Genomic DNA, 19036 nt, shown 5'->3' with positions numbered 1-19036 from the left:
GCATTCCCTGGTTGGTTGACTATTTGGGAACAATTCATCAACCAGACATATAACTTTCTTTCAAACACTCAAACACCAGATCCGGTTATCACTTGAACGTGTTGCCTTCACAGACAAACCGTATTTGCATACGCCACAGTAAAACCGGCTTAAACGAGATTATCAGATTATTTTCAGTAAAAACTCTACTTAGATGCGCAGGCATTGCAGAAAAACCTGGACGAATAGGTGGCATACTATAACAATGCTCGAACATACTAAGGCAGGATATGCTGCTGCCAAACGCCAATAGAAACTTTATTTGATGGTAAATCGATTTAGTCGGAGAAGGACTTAACCCACCTCCAAACTGACAGATACCGGGTTAAAAAAATAGCTGTCAAATCAGAACCGAGTTGCTACACACAAGTTAATGTCCACTTCCTTCAATATTCTTCTTTTGAGTATTATCGGTCCGATTTACAAAATTTATCGATATACTGTTGATGAGTAGGTGCTCGCTTAACACTTTCATCAATAGCATGCTTAATCTCTTTCAGAATTTTTTTGTAATCAACGTGCTCTCGCATATCGACAATAGGATCATAGGTTTTCGGCATCACCTCTTGCCCGACCAATACAGCCAACCAATTAACCCGCTTAAATAGTTCATCTTCACAATAAACGATATGACCTTTGTGTTTAAATTGAGCCAGTTTATAAGCAAGTCTTTCCGGGATGTCCATGCTCGACACTTTCTGCCAAAGCGGACTATCATCCCGCTGTGTTGCATGGTAGTGAAGAATAATAAAATCTCTCAATACATCATACTCTGCGAGTGTTATTCGGTTGTACTCTGTTGCAGATAACTGATCATTCTTTTCAACAGGAAATAGCGATATGAGTCGATTAATTGAAGTTTGAATGAGATGCAAGGCTGTTGATTCAAGTGGCTCCAAGAAACCCGCAGAAAGACCGATAGCAACACAGTTACCTTTCCACATTTGATTACGCCGCCCAGTTTTAAACCGGATAATTTTCGGCTCTGCCAATGGTCGCCCCTCTAGGCTTTCCATCAGTGTGCTTGTCGCACTTTCATCACTGATAAATTTACTGCAGTACACATAGCCATTACCAACACGATGCTGCAAAGGAATACGCCACTGCCAGCCTGCCTCCCTTGCCGTTGAACGTGTATAAGGGGATAACTCACCACCATGTTCACAAGGCACGGCTACTGCGCTATCAACAGGAAGGTAATGGCGCCAATCTTGATAACCAGCATACAACGCTTCTTCAATCAGTATGCCTCTAAAACCAGAGCAATCAACAAAAAAGTCTCCAGTAATCACTTCTCCAGTTTCGAGAACCAGATGATTTATCGTTTGTGTTTGTTGGTTTACATCGACCTGCTTTACGATTCCCTCTTTGCGCTTTACCCCTTGTTTCATCGCACGCTCTTTTAGGAAATGCGCATAGAGGGCTGCATCAAAATGATAGGCGTAGTCGAAAGTCGACATCATGTATCGTGGATCTCTAAGCGGTTGATCAAACTTGTTCTCTTTACCCAGCATCCAAGCCATTGAGTAATGATCCAGTGGTGTATGGTCACCTTCACTCTTTGCTTTTAGCCAGTAGTGATATAGAGGCAAGCTATCAAAGTCAGCGCCAAACTGGCCAAAAGGATGGCAATAACTGTGGCCTTTTTTTGTCCAGTCAACGAATTCTATACCTAACTTAAAAGTCCCTTTTGTAGCCTTCAGGAATGCATTCTCATCAATACCTAAGCGTTGGTTGAACTGTTTAATGGGTGGAATAGTGGCTTCACCAACACCAACGGTACCAATCTCTTCTGATTCCACTAAGGTAATCTTGCAATGTTTCGGTGCTGCATGAATAAGTGAGGCTGCCGTCATCCAGCCTGCACTTCCACCGCCTAAAATGACGATGGATTTAACTTGAGTTGCTTTCATTCAATACTCTTTGAAATTTCGTTATTATTTTGTCACAACACGCGCCAAGCGGCAGAATCATATCAGTTATCAATTTATGAATTGCCAGGATAAACTAGCAAAAACGAACAGAGTATAAAGACAATAGGCCCCCTATTAGCCATTCAACATCAAGCATTGATCCTGTTTTCGGCTTCTTTCTTGTTTTTTGTAGTATGCACTTGGAGTTGTCTTTAATGCAACCTTGGTGAATGCCGAGGATAACCAGTTAGCATACAGCCAAATGGCTCAGTAACGCTGCATGACCATCGGGTAAAAAGAGGGCATGTGCTATCGGTCTCGATATTCACGGTTTTCCTGCACACCACCAGAATAGGTATTAGGCCCTATAAAAAGCAATCCAATCGACTCGCTCGACGTCGCAGCTCGAAATGAACCCGATCTCGCCTGCACCCACTGGGCTTGGAGACCAGGGGCAATCACACTCGCACGCCTGTCGGCCCGAACAGGGTTTCTCCTGGCAATATTCCAACTATCGACAAACTTTGAGTCGCTTTTCTCAAAATCTGCTCGGCAGAAAGCATCGGCCAGCCTTCAGGCTTGAGCAACAGAGCCTAAACTGGGTGCGACTTCAGCTTATCCCGAAAAATTTTATGGCAGGATTTCAAGACTGCTTTTTACCAGTCGGCCAGGAAGATTATGGGCCTAACCGGACACTGATTGAAATCGGCTTAACAATCAATAGGTCCAATATCCATAGTATAATTGGTTTTTAGTGACACAGTACTTTTTCGGTCTCTTCACGCTGCCTCACCTACGCAAGAGCAAAGTATTATTGCCACAATCCGGGTAGATTGCCTCGGTAAGCGTTACCAATCTTCACCAGCTTTTTACTGGCTAGCCTAATTGTTTTGCTGTTCTGTGCAACCACTTTGGCCTTATTCACCAAAAAGGATTTATGCACCTGAATAAACCGGCCTTTGGGCAGGGTTTCGGAGAAATTTTTAAGAGTGGCGGCGGTAAGCAGGCAACCATCCTCCAGCCATACCTTGACATAATTGCCATAGGCTTCAAAGCACTGCACCTTGTCCAGATCAATTTTGCGATGCTCCCTGTCCACCCGAATTGCAATATGGCTCTGCACGGCCGGCTTTACAAATATTGCCTCTTCTCCAGTTCGGCGTCGCACCTTATCCAGCGCCCGGGAAAAGCGTTCGGCACTGACGGGTTTCAGCAGGTAATCGGTCACATCCAATTCAAAGCCTTCCAGAGCATGTTCCTGGTAAGCAGTGCACAAAACCACCTGCGGCCGCCGAAGCATCACTTTCAGCATATCCAGACCGGACAGTACTGGCATAAGAATATCCAGCAGAATTAGGTCCACCGACTGTCTGGCCAGAAAGGCCAGAGCTTCAGCGGCGTTATGATACTGCCCGACTATCTGGATATCGGCGTGGGCGCGGCTATGATGCAGCAGCACTTCATGGGCCAGGGGTTCATCGTCAATAATTAGGGTGTTCACAGCTGTAGCCTAAGCCGGGCATGCCAGTGCTGCTCTTGTGCTTCGCTTTGCAGGGTAAAGCGCTGCGGATAACTTAATTGCAGGCGGCGTTTCAGATTTGCCAAACCCATACTATCCGGCCTCTGATTGGCTGGCCGTCGGGGCAGGCTGTTATTGCATTCAAAGTCTAGCCCTGTGCCCTGTATCCGCAGGGAAAGCCGGATATGGCACTCGTCCTGGCTGACTTCCGCTCCATGTTTAAAGGCATTTTCCACCAGCATAATCAACAGCAAAGGGGCAATCTGCCACTTGCCATCAGGCACCCGGAAATCCGTTTCGATCCGGCAGCGACGCCCCGCTCGCACCTGCTGTAATTCCAGGTAGTTCTGCAGGTAGGCCAGATCATCCTCCAGCGACACTCTGGGTTTTTGCCCCTGGTAAACCACATAACGCAGCAGGTCAGACAGTTTCAATACCAAAGGCGCGGCCTGGGCCGATTGTGCCAGGCACAGGGCATAGAGGCCGTTCAGGGTATTAAACAAAAAATGCGGGTTAACCTGCTGCTGCAGTACTTTAAGCTCGGCTCGGGCCTGTTCCCGGGTGAGTTCGGCCAGTTCACGGGCGCTTTGCTGGCGTTCAAAGGCTAGAATCAAAGGCAGACTGACCGCCCAGATAATGGTCGCCACAAGCAGATTCAGGGTATCGAAGGGGTTATGGTTTTCCGAGGGCAACAGGCTCAGTTCGGCAATATTCAAGGGTAGCTGTAATACCAGAGCGCCAAACAGCGGATAAGACAATAGCAACCAGCCGGCACTGCACAGCAAAAACAAATAGACACCCCGGCCCGCCAACACCTTTCGGATCAGCAAATAACGATTGACCCAATAGTAGGCGAATACCACCAGCGCCATCAGCGAAAACTGCCACAGGTAATACAAGGTTAGTGACCATTGTCTGAGCATCTGGCCAATATCCAACCTGGGTTCCAACGGCTGGTTGTGCATGGGGTCAGGGTTATACACAAAAATACCGCTCATCAGTATGACCCAACCACCGAGACACAGCAGCAGGGCCGCATCCAGCGACAGCAGATAGCGCCACCAGGATGGCCTGCTACGGGCGCCCGGTAAGTGCTGGTAGGCCTGGTGCAACCAATACATCAGCGACAGCCCCGCCGCTAAGCCCCAAAACGGTACACCCAGCATCAATTCCCTATTGTCCAGCAGCCTTTCCTGTAGCGCCAGGCTGCAGGCCGGATAGGCGATAAACCCCAATGTCCAGCACAGGTAACGCCGCCAGCCGGATAAAGACGGTAGCAGAAACTGCGCTATCAACAGCGGCAGGCTTTCCGCCAGCAGTTGCAGTGCCGGCGACCAATAGAGCGCCCAAATCCCGTGAACGCCGAAGTCGTGGCTTTGGATTTGCGCTACATCATTGTGCAGGCGGATTACGGTTTCCGCCAAAACCGCCACCAATACCGGCAACAGAGGCAATAGGGCTTGTGGGTTCGGGGGAGAACTGACCAATCTCGCCATGCTGGGGAAACCTGCTCGCAAAGCACAAATGTCAATTGTTGGCTAGTTGTCAGGGGCTGTCAGCCAAATCATGACAAACCTATTCTTTTTACTGATAAACGACAATTTACCCCACTGAATCCATTATGTCATAAAAACCAACTGCTTCATCATCAAAGCCTTTATGCCCTATGCGTCCATGGTTAGCCTGATAAAAAACCACGGGATACCCCAATGCTACAGCTCCACAATATCAACAAAACCTACCGGGATGGCACCCGGGCCCTTAAAGATATCTCGCTGCAGTTGGGCACGGGTATGCTGGGCCTGCTAGGTCCTAACGGTGCGGGCAAGTCCAGCCTGATGCGCACTATTGCCACCATACAGGCGCCAGACAGCGGTCGTATCCTGTTTGAAGGGCGGGATATGGCTCAAGAACCGTATCGACTACGCAGCCGGCTGGGTTATCTGCCCCAGCACTTTGGTGTCTACCCGCATATTTCCTGCTACGCCCTGCTTGAGCACCTGGCAATACTGAAGGGCTTGCAGGACAAACCGCAGCGCCGCCGGCAGATTGATCAGGTTTTGGCGCTGACCAACCTCACCGGACAGGCAACCCGGCAGCCAAGCCATTTTTCCGGTGGACAGCTGCAGCGCTTTGGGGTAGCCCAGGCTCTGCTAGGCAACCCGCAGATTCTGATTCTCGATGAACCCACCGCAGGGCTGGACCCGGTCGAACGGCTGCGCCTGCACCAGCTATTGCACGATATTGCCCAAACACGCCTGGTGCTGCTCTCCACCCATATTGTTGAGGATATTGAGCATTTGGCTGGGCACACCGCCCTATTGATCGACGGTGCAATTGTTGCCTGCGGTCATACCCGCGCCTTATTCAGTTACCTGGACGGAAAGATTTGGCAGGGGCCGGCGAAACACCCATTACCTGGCAATACACAACTGCTCGGCCAGCGCCTGCACTATGGCAAGCCGATGGTGCGTCTCTTCAGCCAACAGTGCCCGGCTGCGGAATTTGAACCCGTTCCACCCAGTCTGCAGGACAGCTATTTTCTGGCCCTGCAAAAACACACAGGGGTAATCGCCTGATGGCTGGCGCGCGCATTTTTAATGAGGTGCAACTCATCCTGCGCCAACCGCTTTGTTGGATACTGGCACCATTGGCGGGCTTGTTCGGTTTTTTTGTCGGCCGGGGCATCCATATTCGCCAGGCAGAGTTGTTCAGTGACCCGCATCTGTTCCATCTGGTGGGTGCCTTGTGCCTGATGGCACTGCCCTGGGCAAGCTGTCTGCTGGCGGGATTTGCCCTGTATCGCGCCACTGGCCATAAGATGCACGAGTTAACCCTGGCGGCCCCACTATCCCAGGCCAGGCAGCAGGCCATTCAGGCCATCGGCCTCTGCCTGGTGCTAATCCTGCTCGGTGTACTGGCGGCACTTGGTGTGCTAGCTGGCCTAATCAGCAGTGCCGAAAAGCTACCGGATACGCTTGGCTTGCTGACTGCAGGTTTAAAATTACAGGGCTTGCAACTGCTGATCGGTATACCGGCAGTATTGCTGTTTGTGTCGACTTTCTGGCTACTGCGTAACCTGAGTCTATCGCCACTGCTGGTTTATATGGGCGGTTTGTTGTGGTTTATCAGTTATATCCTGCTGGCCAGCGCCAGCGGCTCACCGCTGATGGCGAGCTCCCAAACACCCGCACCCTGGTTGTTAGGCGCTATGGGATACCTGGATTGGCTTGGTCTTACAGCACTAATGGCCAAACAGCCTGATGTACTCCTGCTCAGTGCAAACAGGATACTGATTTGCCTTACTGCCTTCACAATGGCCTTTATCGCGTTTCACCTGGCCGGGCGTTGTTTCGCGTTTCGGGCAAAACCCTCAGCACAGCGTTTAAGCCAGCCGCGCGTACAAACTCCAGCCCTGTTCGCCTTTAGCGCGGTTAAACCGAGGGGTCTTGTACAGTTTACAGCCCTGGTGCGCATGCAGTGTGCGCAAGTTTTTCAATCCCCGGTGGTGTGGTTGCTGGGCCTGGTCTGGTATTGTGTGGTCATTGGCGAAACTTACCCCTCTTTCAACCATGCAGAACCCGGTGCACAGCTGGCTGGGCGGAGCCTGGATGCCATCAACCGCACTATGTGGGATTTGGTACCGCTGGTTGGCTCAATACTGCTGCTGTATTTCAGTGATTGGCTGACCCGGCGCGATCAACGGTTGCATATCGCGGGTATTGTTGATGCCCTTCCACTCTTCCCATCCGTTGCGCTTCTGGCCAGAGTGATGAGCCTGCTGGCCCTGCTCCTGGCATTGTTGCTGCTGGCTGCCATGGCATCCACAGTGTGCCAATGGCTGAAACAGAGCCCTATAGAGCTGGGTGACTATGGACGTTTTATCCTCTACTCGGGACTGCCGCTGGCAGCGCTGGGAACCGTGTTTCTGGCCATTCAGGCAGTTCTGCGCAATCGCCTTACTGCACTGGTACTCTGTTGTCTGCTGTTGATCCTGCGCTTTACCCCCCTTGCCGTCTTGCTGGGTATGCATCACCCCTTGCTGCGCCCGTTTGCTACACCGTTGATGGCTGCGGATGGGTATATCGGCTATAGCGCCAATCTGGACGGCTTCCGGGCCTTTACCCTGTTCTGGTGCCTGCTGGCTGCACTGCTGCTGTTCACCGCCATTCTGGTAAACCCGCAGGGTCGAAAAACCGGCATGCACTGGCGAAACATTCCGTTCTTGCTGGGTTTTGCTGCGCTGGCCGGCTTGCTGGTGCAGCAAGGGATAGGCATCCAGACCGGGCTGGATGCCAACGGTCGCAATTTGGACCCGGACAGCCGCGCGGTTTTGCTGGGTGATTATGAAAAAGGCTATCGGTCTTTTGCCGGGCTGCCGATGCCGGTCATTGCCAAAGTCAACACCCGGGTGGATTTCTTTCCCAGGCAACGCCAGGTACGGGTGAATGGACACTATCAGCTGCAAAACCCCCACTCCCAGGCAGTGCAAACCCTGCTGGTGGGTGAGCACTGGCAAACCCCACTGAGCCATATCAGCCTGAATGCAGAAGCCGAAGTGGAATACAACCGCAAGCTGGGCCAGCGAGTGTATCAATTGACAACGCCACTGCTCCCGGGGCAATCCCTGAGACTGGATTTCAGGCTGGTGCTGATACAAAACGGTTATCAGCCACTGCCTGCGCATAAGATACTCACCGAAAACTTCAGCTATCTGCGTGCTGTTCCCTACTTCCCAACTATCGGTTATCAGCCAATACGCGAACTTGACAACAAGGACCTGCGCCGCCAGTTTGATCTGCCGGAAAAACCGCAGCAGACTGTGGAACAGGCCCTGATCTCAAGGGATAAAAGCGGGGATGGCTACGACTGGTCGAAAATGGATACACAAATCTCTACCCCACTCGGCTATCAAAGTTTTACCCAGGGCGAGTTGGTGAAAAGCTGGCAGCAGGATAAGCGCCAGTTCCGCCACTTTGTCACCCGGCAGCCGGTACGCAATCTGCAGGGTTTTATTGCGGCACCCGTGCAACTGCGTAGCCGCCGCTTGGGCACAACAACACTACAGGTAGCTTATTTGCCGCAACATCGGACCAATGTGGAAATGACGCTGGATGCCATGGCGCAAACAGTCAGTTTTTTATCTTCACATATCGGTCCCTATAACGGCCATACCCTGACCCTGGTGGAAAAGCCCGATATCGGCCCCACTGGCTATGCTCTGCCGCAATTGATGCTAATTAGCAGCCGGGTCGGCTTTCGCAGCCTGCAGAATGCAAAACTGCCTTTCAGCCAGGCCTATCGGCGCGCCGTACATGAAACTGCGCATCAATGGTTCGGTCATTGGTTTGGCAATGGTATTGCGAAAGACAGCGCATTCCTGGTGGAGTCCCTGGCCAAATACATAGAACTGGTGATGCTGGAGCGTTACCGGGGCAGAGCTGCCATGCGGGCGCTGATTGCCTATGAACGCGCGCGTTATGAAACGGCCGAAGGCCATAACCGCAAAGCTTTGCTCAGCCTGGTCAGCGCCGAGTCCCCCCATGACCAGTATTCCCGCGCTACCCTGGCTTTTGCCCGGTTGCGCCAGGCAATAGGCGATACCTCTATCCTTGCCGCTCTTGGCGAGTTAAACAAAAAGCATGGCTATCCCGCCCCGCCCGCCAGCTCTGTGGATTTTGTCGATGCCCTTGTGCGCCAGGTTCCTGCCCAGCGCGAATTGATCGAGACCCTGTTTATCCGCCCTGTACCTGTGACCCAGTGGTTGAATGAATTGGCAACAGAACACCCCTGAGCATTCCCACATAGTTGAGTTCTGCAATTGCCAAATGCAATACCAATTAACCAGAAAGAATTAACCTCTGCCCGGAGATATTTTCGGTTCATTACATGGGTAATTGAATAATTTCAAGCGGGATAGTCTCCGAACATTTCCCTGTCACAATTACGACATGATAATGCGTAAAAGCTAATAGCTACGGAATTATGGTCAATTTTATATACTCTTTGCTGTAGTTGTGACGTGGACACCATCAAAACTTCGAGGGGGGTCTTTTCAGTAATTTTTACGTTACCTTGCCTGAAATTTACTCAAATTGGTTCAAAACTCAACTTCATCAATCAGATTGCTCAACTCAATAAGCAATTTTTTTACAATTCGCTTTTGATGATAGCCTTCGAAACAAAAATCCGAGTCATATTTACTTACAGTCCTGGATCTTATTTGGGCATCGGTACCCTGTGGCAAATCCTCTATTGTTCAAAATATCCTTGATTTTCCAGTTCAAATGAGTAGTGTGTTCATGCTGTCAATTTTGTACAGACGAACTCTGTTGGCAGACATCAGAGACAATTTTGGAAAACGTGTTCATATACACCTGAAAGGGATTACATTTTGTTAAGTAAGTGGCTATCTAGGTCTTTTGGGATCGGCGCAATATTTGCAAGCCTCTCGGCTAGTGCTTTACCTACTAATGGCTGGGAATATTTTACCGCTGTGCATGAATCTGGCAGTTACAATAACTATGAATTCTACCGAAAAGATCACCCTGCTTTTGGCAGTAGTGACCCTTCTCCTGGCACTCCAGCCAGTCGCAACCTCTCCAAGGTGACCTTGATGCGGTTTGAGGCTATTGACTACCCAATGCGTGATGCAATTAATCAAGCCTTAGTCAAATTTTCAGATGATGAAAATTTGAAAATCACAAGCAAGTCTATTCATACTGATGGCATTCTGACTGTGTCATTTATTCCCGCAAGTGGTGTTAGTAATGTGTTGAATTTCTCTATCAGTGGTGTAAATGTAGATGCTTTTGCCAGACTAAAAAAGAGTTGGTATGCTGAAGCCATAATTAATCTTGATGTAACCAACATAACTATTAACGGCACTTACGACTATTTTAATGGCGTTGTTAACATTACCAATGTTAATGCACCTTTATCTGCTGATATCGATGTTGACTTGGATATTCCACTACTGGGCCTTATTCTTGATCCTCTAATTGATGATTATGTTGATGACGAGATTGATACAAGAATACCAACCAATCTGTCTGAACTATTCAGCGGTGAAAATAGTTCGACATTCTCAGTCTTTGGCATCAAGGAATTTATCCCATTGAACAAGCTTTATTATAATGGCGTAGATTATGGGCCAATTATTACCGACAAACTTGAAACTACCTCTTTAATCAATGATAACTTCTCTGTCTCTATCGGTACTTTGCTCTATGATCGTCAGCACTTTTCAATCACTGTGGGCAACGTAACCTACCGCCTTTGGAGCACAGGTTATCGCATTCCCTGTTCACGCAATCAACTTTGCTGACAAACAGGGTTCTGAGCAATTCATTCGTAAACGCTACTGGCCTATTTAGAGGTTATATGAAATCACCACCTCCGAAGCCAGCTATCCGGGAAACCAAAAAAAGGCTTCACGCAGAGTTGGGGGCCACAATGGCCCCGATGGAAAAAGCTGGGCACTTCTCTCTATGAAGGGACAACGTGCGACAAAGGGATGGAAAACTGTTACAGACTCAGTGTCCACTCGGGCATCCAATTCAACGCCCAAGCCTCCATTACTTTGTCAAATCCACTCAGCACCATGATACCAAGCAGCAACAATATGATGCCGAGTACAACCTTGCCGCCGAGGGCAAATCCCCCAATCGATGGCGAAAGGCGATTGTAAATTTTTCGTGACAGGCTTCCGGCTACGAGCAGTGCTGCGCCAGTACCCACCCCGAAAGAGAACATCACCATAAATGACTGACCCAGCTGCTGCCCCATGGAAGCGAGCGCAATAGCAGCCCCCAGAGTCGGACCAACACAAGGCAGCCAGATTATTCCCGTGAGAAAGCCAATACCAAACTGCCCTGCCCAGGCACCGTCACCGGCAATGCCTGCCCCAACCGTGATTTTCGATAAGTGTAATGTCAACCAGTCGGAAAGTGGCTTGATCAATAATACAAGAGCAACAACGATAAGCAGAATTGCCGCAATATAGCGGAACAGCTCCGGGTCCAATCCCAAAGAGACCAGCAGAAAACTCAACACGGTGCCTGCCAGGGCAAACGACAGGCTGAGCCCTGTGGCAAGAGCATAAGGGCCCCAGCGCCCAGCACTGCTAGAGGCGCCAACCACCATTGGCACCAACGGCCAGACACAGGGCGAGAGAATACTTAGCGTACCCGCAATCAAGGCCAGTGGAAGCGCACTCAGTTCAAACATGTTTGCCGCAGGCCTTCACTGAATCAAAGATTTTCTGGCGAATGACATCGGGGCGTGTTTCAGCAACGCTGAACCAGACCTGCTCGGTTCCTCGATAGAGCAGCAAGGTCGACTGGCGAGGCGCTCGGAAATGCTTGACCCAGTCTTTTTGGCGGTCGAAGTCCACCTCCAGAATTGTCAGACCGCACTGGGGATTATCCTTCTGGAACTGGGTCAGAATCTGCCTTTGCTTTTTACATGTAGGACACCAGTCTGCTCGCACATCTATCAAAACTGGCTGCTTGGCAACCTGCAGCTCCATAAAGCGCTCTTTGGAAAAGGCCTCCCCAGCTGATACCCGGGGTACGACAAACAGTAGTGAAGTGACAATTAGGGCGGGAAGAAAGCAGTGAAGAACTTTCATACTCATCTTATCCTCAATAAAAAGGGGTGGGGGCACCACTAAACAGCCAATCGGTTACATCACTAACCTTAGTCGCCATTCACAGCAAATCATTACACAGAATGGCTGGAAATTTTATAGCAGGCAAAACAGCCTCTTTGTGGATGTTTAGCTTATGCTCCCAGAGCCCGTAATCCTTGTGTACTACTTTCCAGCCTAATTAGAGAGGTATCTGACTACAGGTTGCTCATTTGAATCGTGGCAGGCGGCGAACCCGTGAAAAGAAGCACGGTCAGAGGAATACAACCACTCCCTCACGAGCAAAAACCACTGAAGAATGATCCGGTCGAGTACTTGACTGTTGATTCGGGCAGTGACCGCCCCCATTGTTAGCCAAGTGGAGAACTATTGCAATGCACTCGATTGGGTGTTTCACGCTTTGGCAGATCCAACGCGCCGCAGCGCAATTCAATATTTGACCCACAAGCCAGCCTCGGTCACAAAGCTGGCTGAATCCTTCGACATGGCGCTGCCTTCTTTCATAAACCATATCAGTCTGCTGGAGAATCCGGGCTTGATCTCTTGGAATAAAACCGGTCGTGTACGTATCTGCAAAATCAAGGCGGGGCAATTAACGGCCGCAGAAAGGTAGATCAACACACAAGCCACACTTTGGCAAGGAGGATGGAAAAAATGACACATTATGTAGAAATGCTTGCCGCTGAGAGTAAAGGAAAAAAACAGAAACGAAAAACATCCTGTCATTTCCCCAAATCTGGCAAGTAAATCCAAAAGCTGAATTTATAAGTCAGTCTGATAAAGAGCAAATGCTTTCCCATATGATCAATACACCGAAATCGGCAATTGGGAATCTGTGGAAAGACCCAGGGTATTTCAAATAAGTGTACGCACCCGCACCCGTAATTACGATTCCCGACAACCACGAACTTTATGCAGGTGACTGCCTCGATACGAACAGGAGGTCTGAAGATAACACCGCCATGGAATAGCGGTTGCCGATGCGCTCTATTTCGGTTTAAACCAGTGCCGTACCAAGCAGTGATTGGTTGATATAAATCGCTCGTTGAGACAGGAATCTACCATATGAGTGTTTACTTCTACGCCTAAAGGAAGCTCTCCCTCTTGAATATTGGTACTAATTAGGGTAAGAGAGGGTGTCAATTTCACTTTATTCTCTTTTTAGGCGCCACTGGGCTGTATAGGATTAGGCGTCGAGCATTTCCTGTTGATTTCAGGAGATTTGAGAAATACTTAGATAATAAAAGGTATTGATACTCACTCATGCATAAAAAACACATCATTCATTAGGCCCGCTAATAGCGATACATACAGGAATTCTAACTCCGCTGTATTAAGGATACAGCCGTACCTTAGTCATATATAAGCGCGTGATCGCTAAAAGCCGACGCGTTGCCTTAATAGATTGAGGAGGATTTTGATATGCGTATCAAAAAATTGGTACTGTTATTTTTGTGTATAGCTTTTGCCCCACTCACGTTTGCTCAACTTCTCGATAAATCATTGGTGAATCAAAACAATACTATCAATGCTCCCGGCGGCACTATAGAAAAATCATTGCTACAGCAGATCGGAACCGGTCAAGGCGCCGACAATATTCCCGGCTCTTCAATATATTTGATCAAGCGTGACCCCGCTCGTTCAATTAGGCGGGGACGTCAACTTTTTCAACGTAAATTTTCCATGGCTGAAGGACTGGGGCCACGTGTCAATGCATTTTCCAGCGGTGATGTAACATCAATGCGTGCGTTGGGTGCGGGGTTAACAGATAGCTGTGCTGCATGTCATGGCAGACCGAAAGGCTCAGCCGGTTTTGGCGGAGACGTCGCAACAAGACCCGACAGCCGGGATGCACCCCACTTATTTGGCCTGGGGCTCGTTGAACAACTTGGTGATGAAATGACCTCTGAATTGCGTGCCACGAGGGCCAGTGCCATTCATGAAGCCATGAATGGCATACCCGGACAAATTCTTGTAAAGGAGGATTTTGAAGCAGGTTCTGGAAGTTTTCAGTTTGTAGAAGATCCTTTCGGCACCAATCAGCCAGCCTATAGTTCTGGACAGCTTGCAAGTGATAGTGGTGACATACGCGTATTGATCACTCTGGGCGGTATTGATAACCAGATTATTACAAATATGTCTGGAGGCTGGCAAACGACTTTTAACATGACCCAGGCTGCGGAGGTCACTTTTGATTTTGATTTTCGAGTAATCCAAACATCAGAATATGAAAGCGACGAAATCTCCAGCGCAATTATTGCCATTGATGGACAGGAAACAGTGCTTGCCTCACTGAGGGGGAATGGTAACGGTGGAGGCGATATGAACACCGGCATACAAACCACCTCTCTTACTCGCAATCTGTCCGCCGGACAACACACAGTGGTATTGGGAGGTTTCAATAACAAAAAAACCGCCAGTGACGAAAGCACATTTGTTAGCTATGGCCGAGCGACCGTCTCAATACCCGATAAGGGTCCTGGCACCGTAATCAAAAACCTGCTGGCAAAAGGTATCGGCTTTGGTACTATCACCGCTTTTTCTGATGGCAGCATTGATACCAGCAATGTACAGGGAGTGGATGCAGATTTGCGCATTCGTCCTTTCTTTGCTCAAGGAGGCACCATATCAATCCGCGAATTTGCGATCGGCGCATTTAAGGATGAAATGGGATTACAGGCCGTGGACCCTATCCTGTGTGCTGTCACTGATAGCAATAACCCACTGGCGATGATCAGCCCCGCGGGATTCCTTTTCGATCCAGAGCTGGACACCTTCGAAAGACCACCGTCATGCAGTACCAACGAGGATCCAGATGATGATGGCAAAACCAATGAAATTGATGCCGCATTGATTGATCATTTGGAATTTTATTTACTGAACTATTTTAAGCCGGGTCAATACAGAGTTACCAGTCGATCGCAGTCTGGATATGAATTAATGGAGAGTATTGGTTGCACCAGCTGTCATGTGCAACAGCTGATGATCAACGCCGATCGACGCGTCGCCGATGTGGAAACGCAATACGACCCGTTCAATGCCATCTTTAACGACTTATTTGCCACTGCTTCAACGCGTTTTATCGCGATCGATGATGGTGACACCTATCCATTGTTACTACCCAAAGAGGAGCCATTTGTGGTCGAAAATTTCTTTTCGGATTTAAAACGCCATGACCTCGGGCCAGCTTTTCATGAACGAGAGTACGACGGCACCCTGGTTACACACTTTATTACCGAGCCACTATGGGGTGTTGGTTCAAGCAGTCCCTATGGACATGACGGCCGCAGTATCAATCTCGATCAGGTTATTAGGCGTCACGGTGGTGAAGCTGAGCAGTCCCGAAACGCTTACGTTGCGCTGAGTGATGACCAACAGGCTCAACTGAGGGAATTCCTGCAAACATTGGTGCTATTTCCTCCCGACGATACAGCATCAAATTTAAACCCCGGGAACCCTGCCACCAACAACCCCCAGGATCCCGCTGAACATGGATCTATTAACTTGGGAGCCCTATTTCAAATTCCTGATGAGGGAAGCGAGTGAAAGAAATCCGGATTTAGTATTGTGAATTACCATGAATTTCTTAATTATACAATTCACGGGATAGTATCTTAGCGCGATAATTCCTATCTCATATAATCCCTGCATAGGAGAGTGCGGGGATTACCATTTCGTCAAAAATTTAGCAGCCTAACTTAATGATCTTACAAATAACTTCATTTTAATCTAACACTATTTAGTCACTAAGAGGCCCTGCACTATCTTAGGAATATCTAACTACTACTCATGGATGGGTGGGCTTTTCGGATAATTTTTAATATCCGGGGCACCCTCAATCATTAAAGTTTCTATATGCGCCACTAGCCACTCCTCTCATTGCACTATCTCAGCATTCATAAATCCCCATGGAGGTTGTATTAAAAGGGTGCAATGCCTTTTTATTCAGCATGACATTTACGACATAGAGGCTTTATACCTTCGCTGATTGTGGATCATCTGCTGGATTCCGGTAATCCTGGCATCTAGTTCCACTTTATAATTGCTGCACAAGTACATGCATGAGACAGTTATTATTTTTCAGTGAAAACACCCGTTTAATGATGCTCTTTCATCTGTAAGACCCCTCTCGAGTGGCGTAACACCCATTTCGCGACCTGCTCGCTTGCAATTTCCCCCCTAAACTAGTGCATGGCAACTGAGAACAGGTTCATGAGTGCAACTGGAGGCGGCGAAAATCGCAATAACGGACGGGCGATGCCGGGGAGACAACTCACCTCACTGACACCCATACCCCCGGCATTGCTAACACTATTGCTCCTACTCCAAATGCCGGATATCGCGAGTGGTCAGACATTCTCTTTCGGCTTTGCCTGGATAGCTGACCTGGACGTCTACTTTCGCTTTTATATCGATGCCCTGAGCCTGCTTTTTGCCCTTCTGATCAGTGGAATCGGTACCTTCGTGGCCATCTATGCGTTGGCATTTTTGCACGGACATCCACAGTTGCGCCGCTTTTTTTTATATCTCTACCTTTTTATCCTTGGGATGCTGGGTTTAGTGCTGGCTGGCGACCTGATTACCCTCTTTGTCTTTTGGGAAATCACCTCTATCGCCAGCTACTTACTGATCGGTTTTAACAACAGCAGTGCTGTTGCGCGCCGTTCAGCATTGCAGGCACTACTGGTCACCACTTTAGGCGGGCTCTGCCTGTTGACGGGACTGGTGTTGCTCGGCTCGGTAGTGGGTAGTTATGAAATGACGCAAGTATTGGCTTCTGGAGAGGCCGTCCGGGCCAGTTCGCTCTATTTCGCCATCCTGATGCTCCTGTTAATCGGCGCTTTCTCCAAATCCGCCCAACTACCTTTCCACTTCTGGCTGCCCAATGCGATGGCAGCCCCTACGCCGGTGAGTGCTTATCTCCATTCAGCCACCATGGTGAAGGCGGGCATATATCTCTTGGCGCGCCTGCACCCGGTATTGGGGCAGACCGATATCTGGGAGTGGACCTTAACCTGTACAGGGGCCGCTACCGCTACGGTGGCAGCCGTTGCAGCTTTGCGCCAGACAGACCTAAAACTCGCCCTGGCCTACACCACGTTAATCGCCCTTGGTACCCTGACGATGTTTCTGGGCTCAGACGCCACAATAGTGATCGCCGCAGCAATCACTTTCCTATTTGTGCACTCCCTTTATAAAGCCGCGTTGTTTATGGTGGTTGGAGTGATTGATAAACAGGCTGGTACGCGCGATATCAATAAACTGGGCGGTCTCGGCCTGTCGATGCATATCACTTTTGTGATAGCACTGGCAGCAGCCCTGTCGATGGCGGGCTTCCCCCCCTTTCTGGGGTTTATCGGCAAGGAACTGAAATATGAAGGTGCGCTGGCCGTGGCATCCGAACCCGCACTGGTTGCCACGGCAGCAGTGTTTGCCAATGCTGTCACTGTGACAGTTGCCGGTATGGTCGCCCTCAAACCTTTTTTAGGCAAACCAAATCATGTTTTGCCCAAGATACAAGAGGCACCCGCTGGACTGTGGATAAGCCCACTGATACTTGGTGGTTTGGGGTTGACCTTTGGCCTGGCCCCAGAACTGGTAAACGATGAGTTGATCGCACCCGCAGTGACTGCAATTCTCGACACTTCTGAAACCATCGATTTGAAACTCTGGCATGGCCTTAATATTCCCTTGCTCCTGAGTATCCTTACATTTGGGCTGGGAATCGCCATGTATCTGGGACTGACCAGGCTGCGCGATTGGTTGACGTGGGATTTCAGCCACGCTCCGACAAACGCCGATTTGCTTTGGGACAAGTTCCTGGAGAAGGTACGGCTTGTTGCCGCCCTACAAACCGACCTTCTGCAAAATGGCGTTATGCGCCACTACCTGACCGTCGTTTTTTTCACCATATCCCTCGTCCTTGCCTATGCATTCATACGCACCGGGCAGTATCCGCTAGTGTTCGAATGGCCGCGACTGAACCTGAAAGAGTGGGCAGCCATACTGCTGACCATAGGTGGGGCCTTGATGGCCGGGACTGCACGCAAGCCTCTCATTGCCATCTGCGCCCTTGGAGCCCTGGGTGTGGGAATTGCACTGATTTATCTGTTTTTTGGTGCACCGGATGTGGCCATTACCCAACTACTTGTGGAGACTTTATTTTTGGTGTTGGTGGCAGCCATACTGCCGCGCCTCCCGGTGTTCAGTCCTGGGCGCAAAATCCTTTTTCGCCCGCGGGATGCCGCCCTGGGTGGCCTACTCGGCCTGCTGGTTACCCTCAGTATCCTGGTGGTGTTGCAAACACCCTTCGACAGCCCTACCAGCACTTTCTTTAAAGAAGCCGCAGTGCCTCAGGCACATGGCCGTAATATTGTCAATGTTATATTGGTGGATTTTCGTGCGCTGGATACTTTTGGTGAAATTATTGTTGTCTTCACCGCTGCTATAGCGGCAGTAACTCTGCTGGGTCATCGATTACGGCGGGGGAAGCAGTGAATTCCCTGGTACTCCAAAGCGCAACCCGGGTGCTTGTAGCATTACTTCTGGTATTTTCTGTATACATGCTGCTGCGCGGACACAATTATCCCGGTGGTGGATTTATCGCGGGACTCATCGCCGCTTCGGCATTCGCACTCTTCGCCATGGCCTGGGGCATGGAGGCAGCGCAAAGGGCATTGCGCATCCCCCCCGGCAATCTGGCGGCAACTGGCGTATTAATCGCAGCATTATCCGGGCTCCTGGCAGCTCTATCCAAAGGAGCCCCTTTTTCTGGCCAGTGGTTTCAATTGACAGGACATCAAAATACTGGGGGGATCTATATCAGCAATGTTTTGATTTTCGACATTGGTGTTTACCTGGCGGTGTTTGGTTCAGTGCTGACACTGATTTTTGCTCTGGAAGAGGTCAAGTAAC

12 protein-coding genes are annotated in these 19036 nt (G+C 49.5%); 7 read left to right on the top strand and 5 right to left on the bottom strand.

Features of this window, described 5'->3' with window-relative positions:
- Positions 1-446 precede the first annotated feature (446 nt).
- The 3 genes from M8T91_RS03215 to M8T91_RS03205 form a co-directional block, all read right to left on the bottom strand.
- A complete protein-coding gene (locus M8T91_RS03215) occupies positions 447-1952 on the bottom strand; it encodes a tryptophan halogenase family protein (RefSeq protein ID WP_301416772.1) in 1506 nt (501 codons plus the stop codon).
- 811 nt (positions 1953-2763) lie between these two features.
- Entirely contained in the window at positions 2764-3453 is a 690-nt protein-coding gene (locus M8T91_RS03210) for a LytR/AlgR family response regulator transcription factor (protein ID WP_301416770.1), read from the bottom strand.
- Positions 3450-4967, bottom strand: coding sequence for a sensor histidine kinase (locus M8T91_RS03205; protein ID WP_301416768.1), 1518 nt, complete (start codon positions 4965-4967; stop codon positions 3450-3452). The genes M8T91_RS03210 and M8T91_RS03205 overlap by 4 nt, the downstream gene beginning before the upstream one ends.
- A 213-nt stretch (positions 4968-5180) precedes the next feature.
- Here M8T91_RS03205 and M8T91_RS03200 point away from each other — a divergent pair, with 213 nt between their 5' ends.
- The 3 genes from M8T91_RS03200 (at position 5181) to M8T91_RS03190 (ending at position 10798) form a co-directional block, all read left to right on the top strand.
- Positions 5181-6050 carry an ATP-binding cassette domain-containing protein gene (locus M8T91_RS03200; RefSeq protein ID WP_301416766.1) on the top strand — a complete coding sequence of 290 codons (870 nt, stop codon included), beginning with the start codon at positions 5181-5183 and terminating at the stop codon, positions 6048-6050.
- Complete coding sequence (locus M8T91_RS03195) at positions 6050-9265, top strand: gluzincin family metallopeptidase (RefSeq protein ID WP_301416764.1); 3216 nt, start codon at positions 6050-6052, stop codon at positions 9263-9265. Before M8T91_RS03200 ends, M8T91_RS03195 begins: the two co-directional genes overlap by 1 nt.
- Before the next feature lie 600 nt (positions 9266-9865).
- Positions 9866-10798, top strand: coding sequence for a hypothetical protein (locus tag M8T91_RS03190; protein WP_301416762.1), 933 nt, complete (start codon positions 9866-9868; stop codon positions 10796-10798).
- Between the two features lie 200 nt (positions 10799-10998).
- Here the strand turns inward: M8T91_RS03190 and M8T91_RS03185 are convergent, their stop codons facing one another.
- Together M8T91_RS03185 and M8T91_RS03180 are read right to left on the bottom strand one after the other, a co-directional pair.
- Positions 10999-11700, bottom strand: a complete 702-nt coding sequence (locus M8T91_RS03185; protein WP_301416760.1) for a cytochrome c biogenesis CcdA family protein — start codon at positions 11698-11700, stop codon at positions 10999-11001.
- Entirely contained in the window at positions 11693-12103 is a 411-nt protein-coding gene (locus M8T91_RS03180; protein WP_301416758.1) for a thioredoxin family protein, read from the bottom strand. The genes M8T91_RS03185 and M8T91_RS03180 overlap by 8 nt, the downstream gene beginning before the upstream one ends.
- A gap of 352 nt (positions 12104-12455) precedes the next feature.
- On the opposite strand from M8T91_RS03180, the gene M8T91_RS03175 reads away from it, so the two are divergent.
- From M8T91_RS03175 to M8T91_RS03160, 4 genes are all read left to right on the top strand, one after another.
- Positions 12456-12734 carry an ArsR/SmtB family transcription factor gene (locus M8T91_RS03175; RefSeq protein ID WP_301416756.1) on the top strand — a complete coding sequence of 93 codons (279 nt, stop codon included), beginning with the start codon at positions 12456-12458 and terminating at the stop codon, positions 12732-12734.
- A gap of 809 nt (positions 12735-13543) precedes the next feature.
- Complete coding sequence (locus tag M8T91_RS03170) at positions 13544-15667, top strand: di-heme oxidoredictase family protein (RefSeq protein ID WP_301416754.1); 2124 nt, start codon at positions 13544-13546, stop codon at positions 15665-15667.
- Between the two features lie 666 nt (positions 15668-16333).
- A complete protein-coding gene (gene mbhE / locus M8T91_RS03165) occupies positions 16334-18619 on the top strand; it encodes a hydrogen gas-evolving membrane-bound hydrogenase subunit E (protein WP_301416752.1) in 2286 nt (761 codons plus the stop codon).
- Positions 18616-19035, top strand: a complete 420-nt coding sequence (locus tag M8T91_RS03160) for a Na+/H+ antiporter subunit B (protein WP_301416750.1) — start codon at positions 18616-18618, stop codon at positions 19033-19035. The genes mbhE and M8T91_RS03160 overlap by 4 nt, the downstream gene beginning before the upstream one ends.
- Position 19036: the final 1 nt, after the last annotated feature.

The organism is Microbulbifer sp. MI-G (assembly GCF_030440425.1).
In the GTDB taxonomy this organism is placed as follows: Bacteria; Pseudomonadota; Gammaproteobacteria; order Pseudomonadales; family Cellvibrionaceae; genus Microbulbifer; species Microbulbifer spongiae.
The sequence above is the reverse complement of the archived record's forward strand: the minus strand, read 5'-3'. Positions and strand labels throughout refer to the sequence as shown.

What these genes read in the sequence shown, in the direction of transcription:
- M8T91_RS03215 (WP_301416772.1), bottom strand. Translation starts at nt 1,952, where the DNA reads ATGAAAGCAACTCAAGTTAAATCCATCGTCATTTTAGGCGGTGGAAGT.
- M8T91_RS03205 (WP_301416768.1), bottom strand. Translation starts at nt 4,967, where the DNA reads ATGGCGAGATTGGTCAGTTCTCCCCCGAACCCACAAGCCCTATTGCCT.
- M8T91_RS03200 (WP_301416766.1), top strand. Translation starts at nt 5,181, where the DNA reads ATGCTACAGCTCCACAATATCAACAAAACCTACCGGGATGGCACCCGG.
- M8T91_RS03195 (WP_301416764.1), top strand. Translation starts at nt 6,050, where the DNA reads ATGGCTGGCGCGCGCATTTTTAATGAGGTGCAACTCATCCTGCGCCAA.
- M8T91_RS03185 (WP_301416760.1), bottom strand. Translation starts at nt 11,700, where the DNA reads ATGTTTGAACTGAGTGCGCTTCCACTGGCCTTGATTGCGGGTACGCTA.
- M8T91_RS03180 (WP_301416758.1), bottom strand. Translation starts at nt 12,103, where the DNA reads ATGAAAGTTCTTCACTGCTTTCTTCCCGCCCTAATTGTCACTTCACTA.
- M8T91_RS03170 (WP_301416754.1), top strand. Translation starts at nt 13,544, where the DNA reads ATGCGTATCAAAAAATTGGTACTGTTATTTTTGTGTATAGCTTTTGCC.
- mbhE (WP_301416752.1), top strand. Translation starts at nt 16,334, where the DNA reads ATGAGTGCAACTGGAGGCGGCGAAAATCGCAATAACGGACGGGCGATG.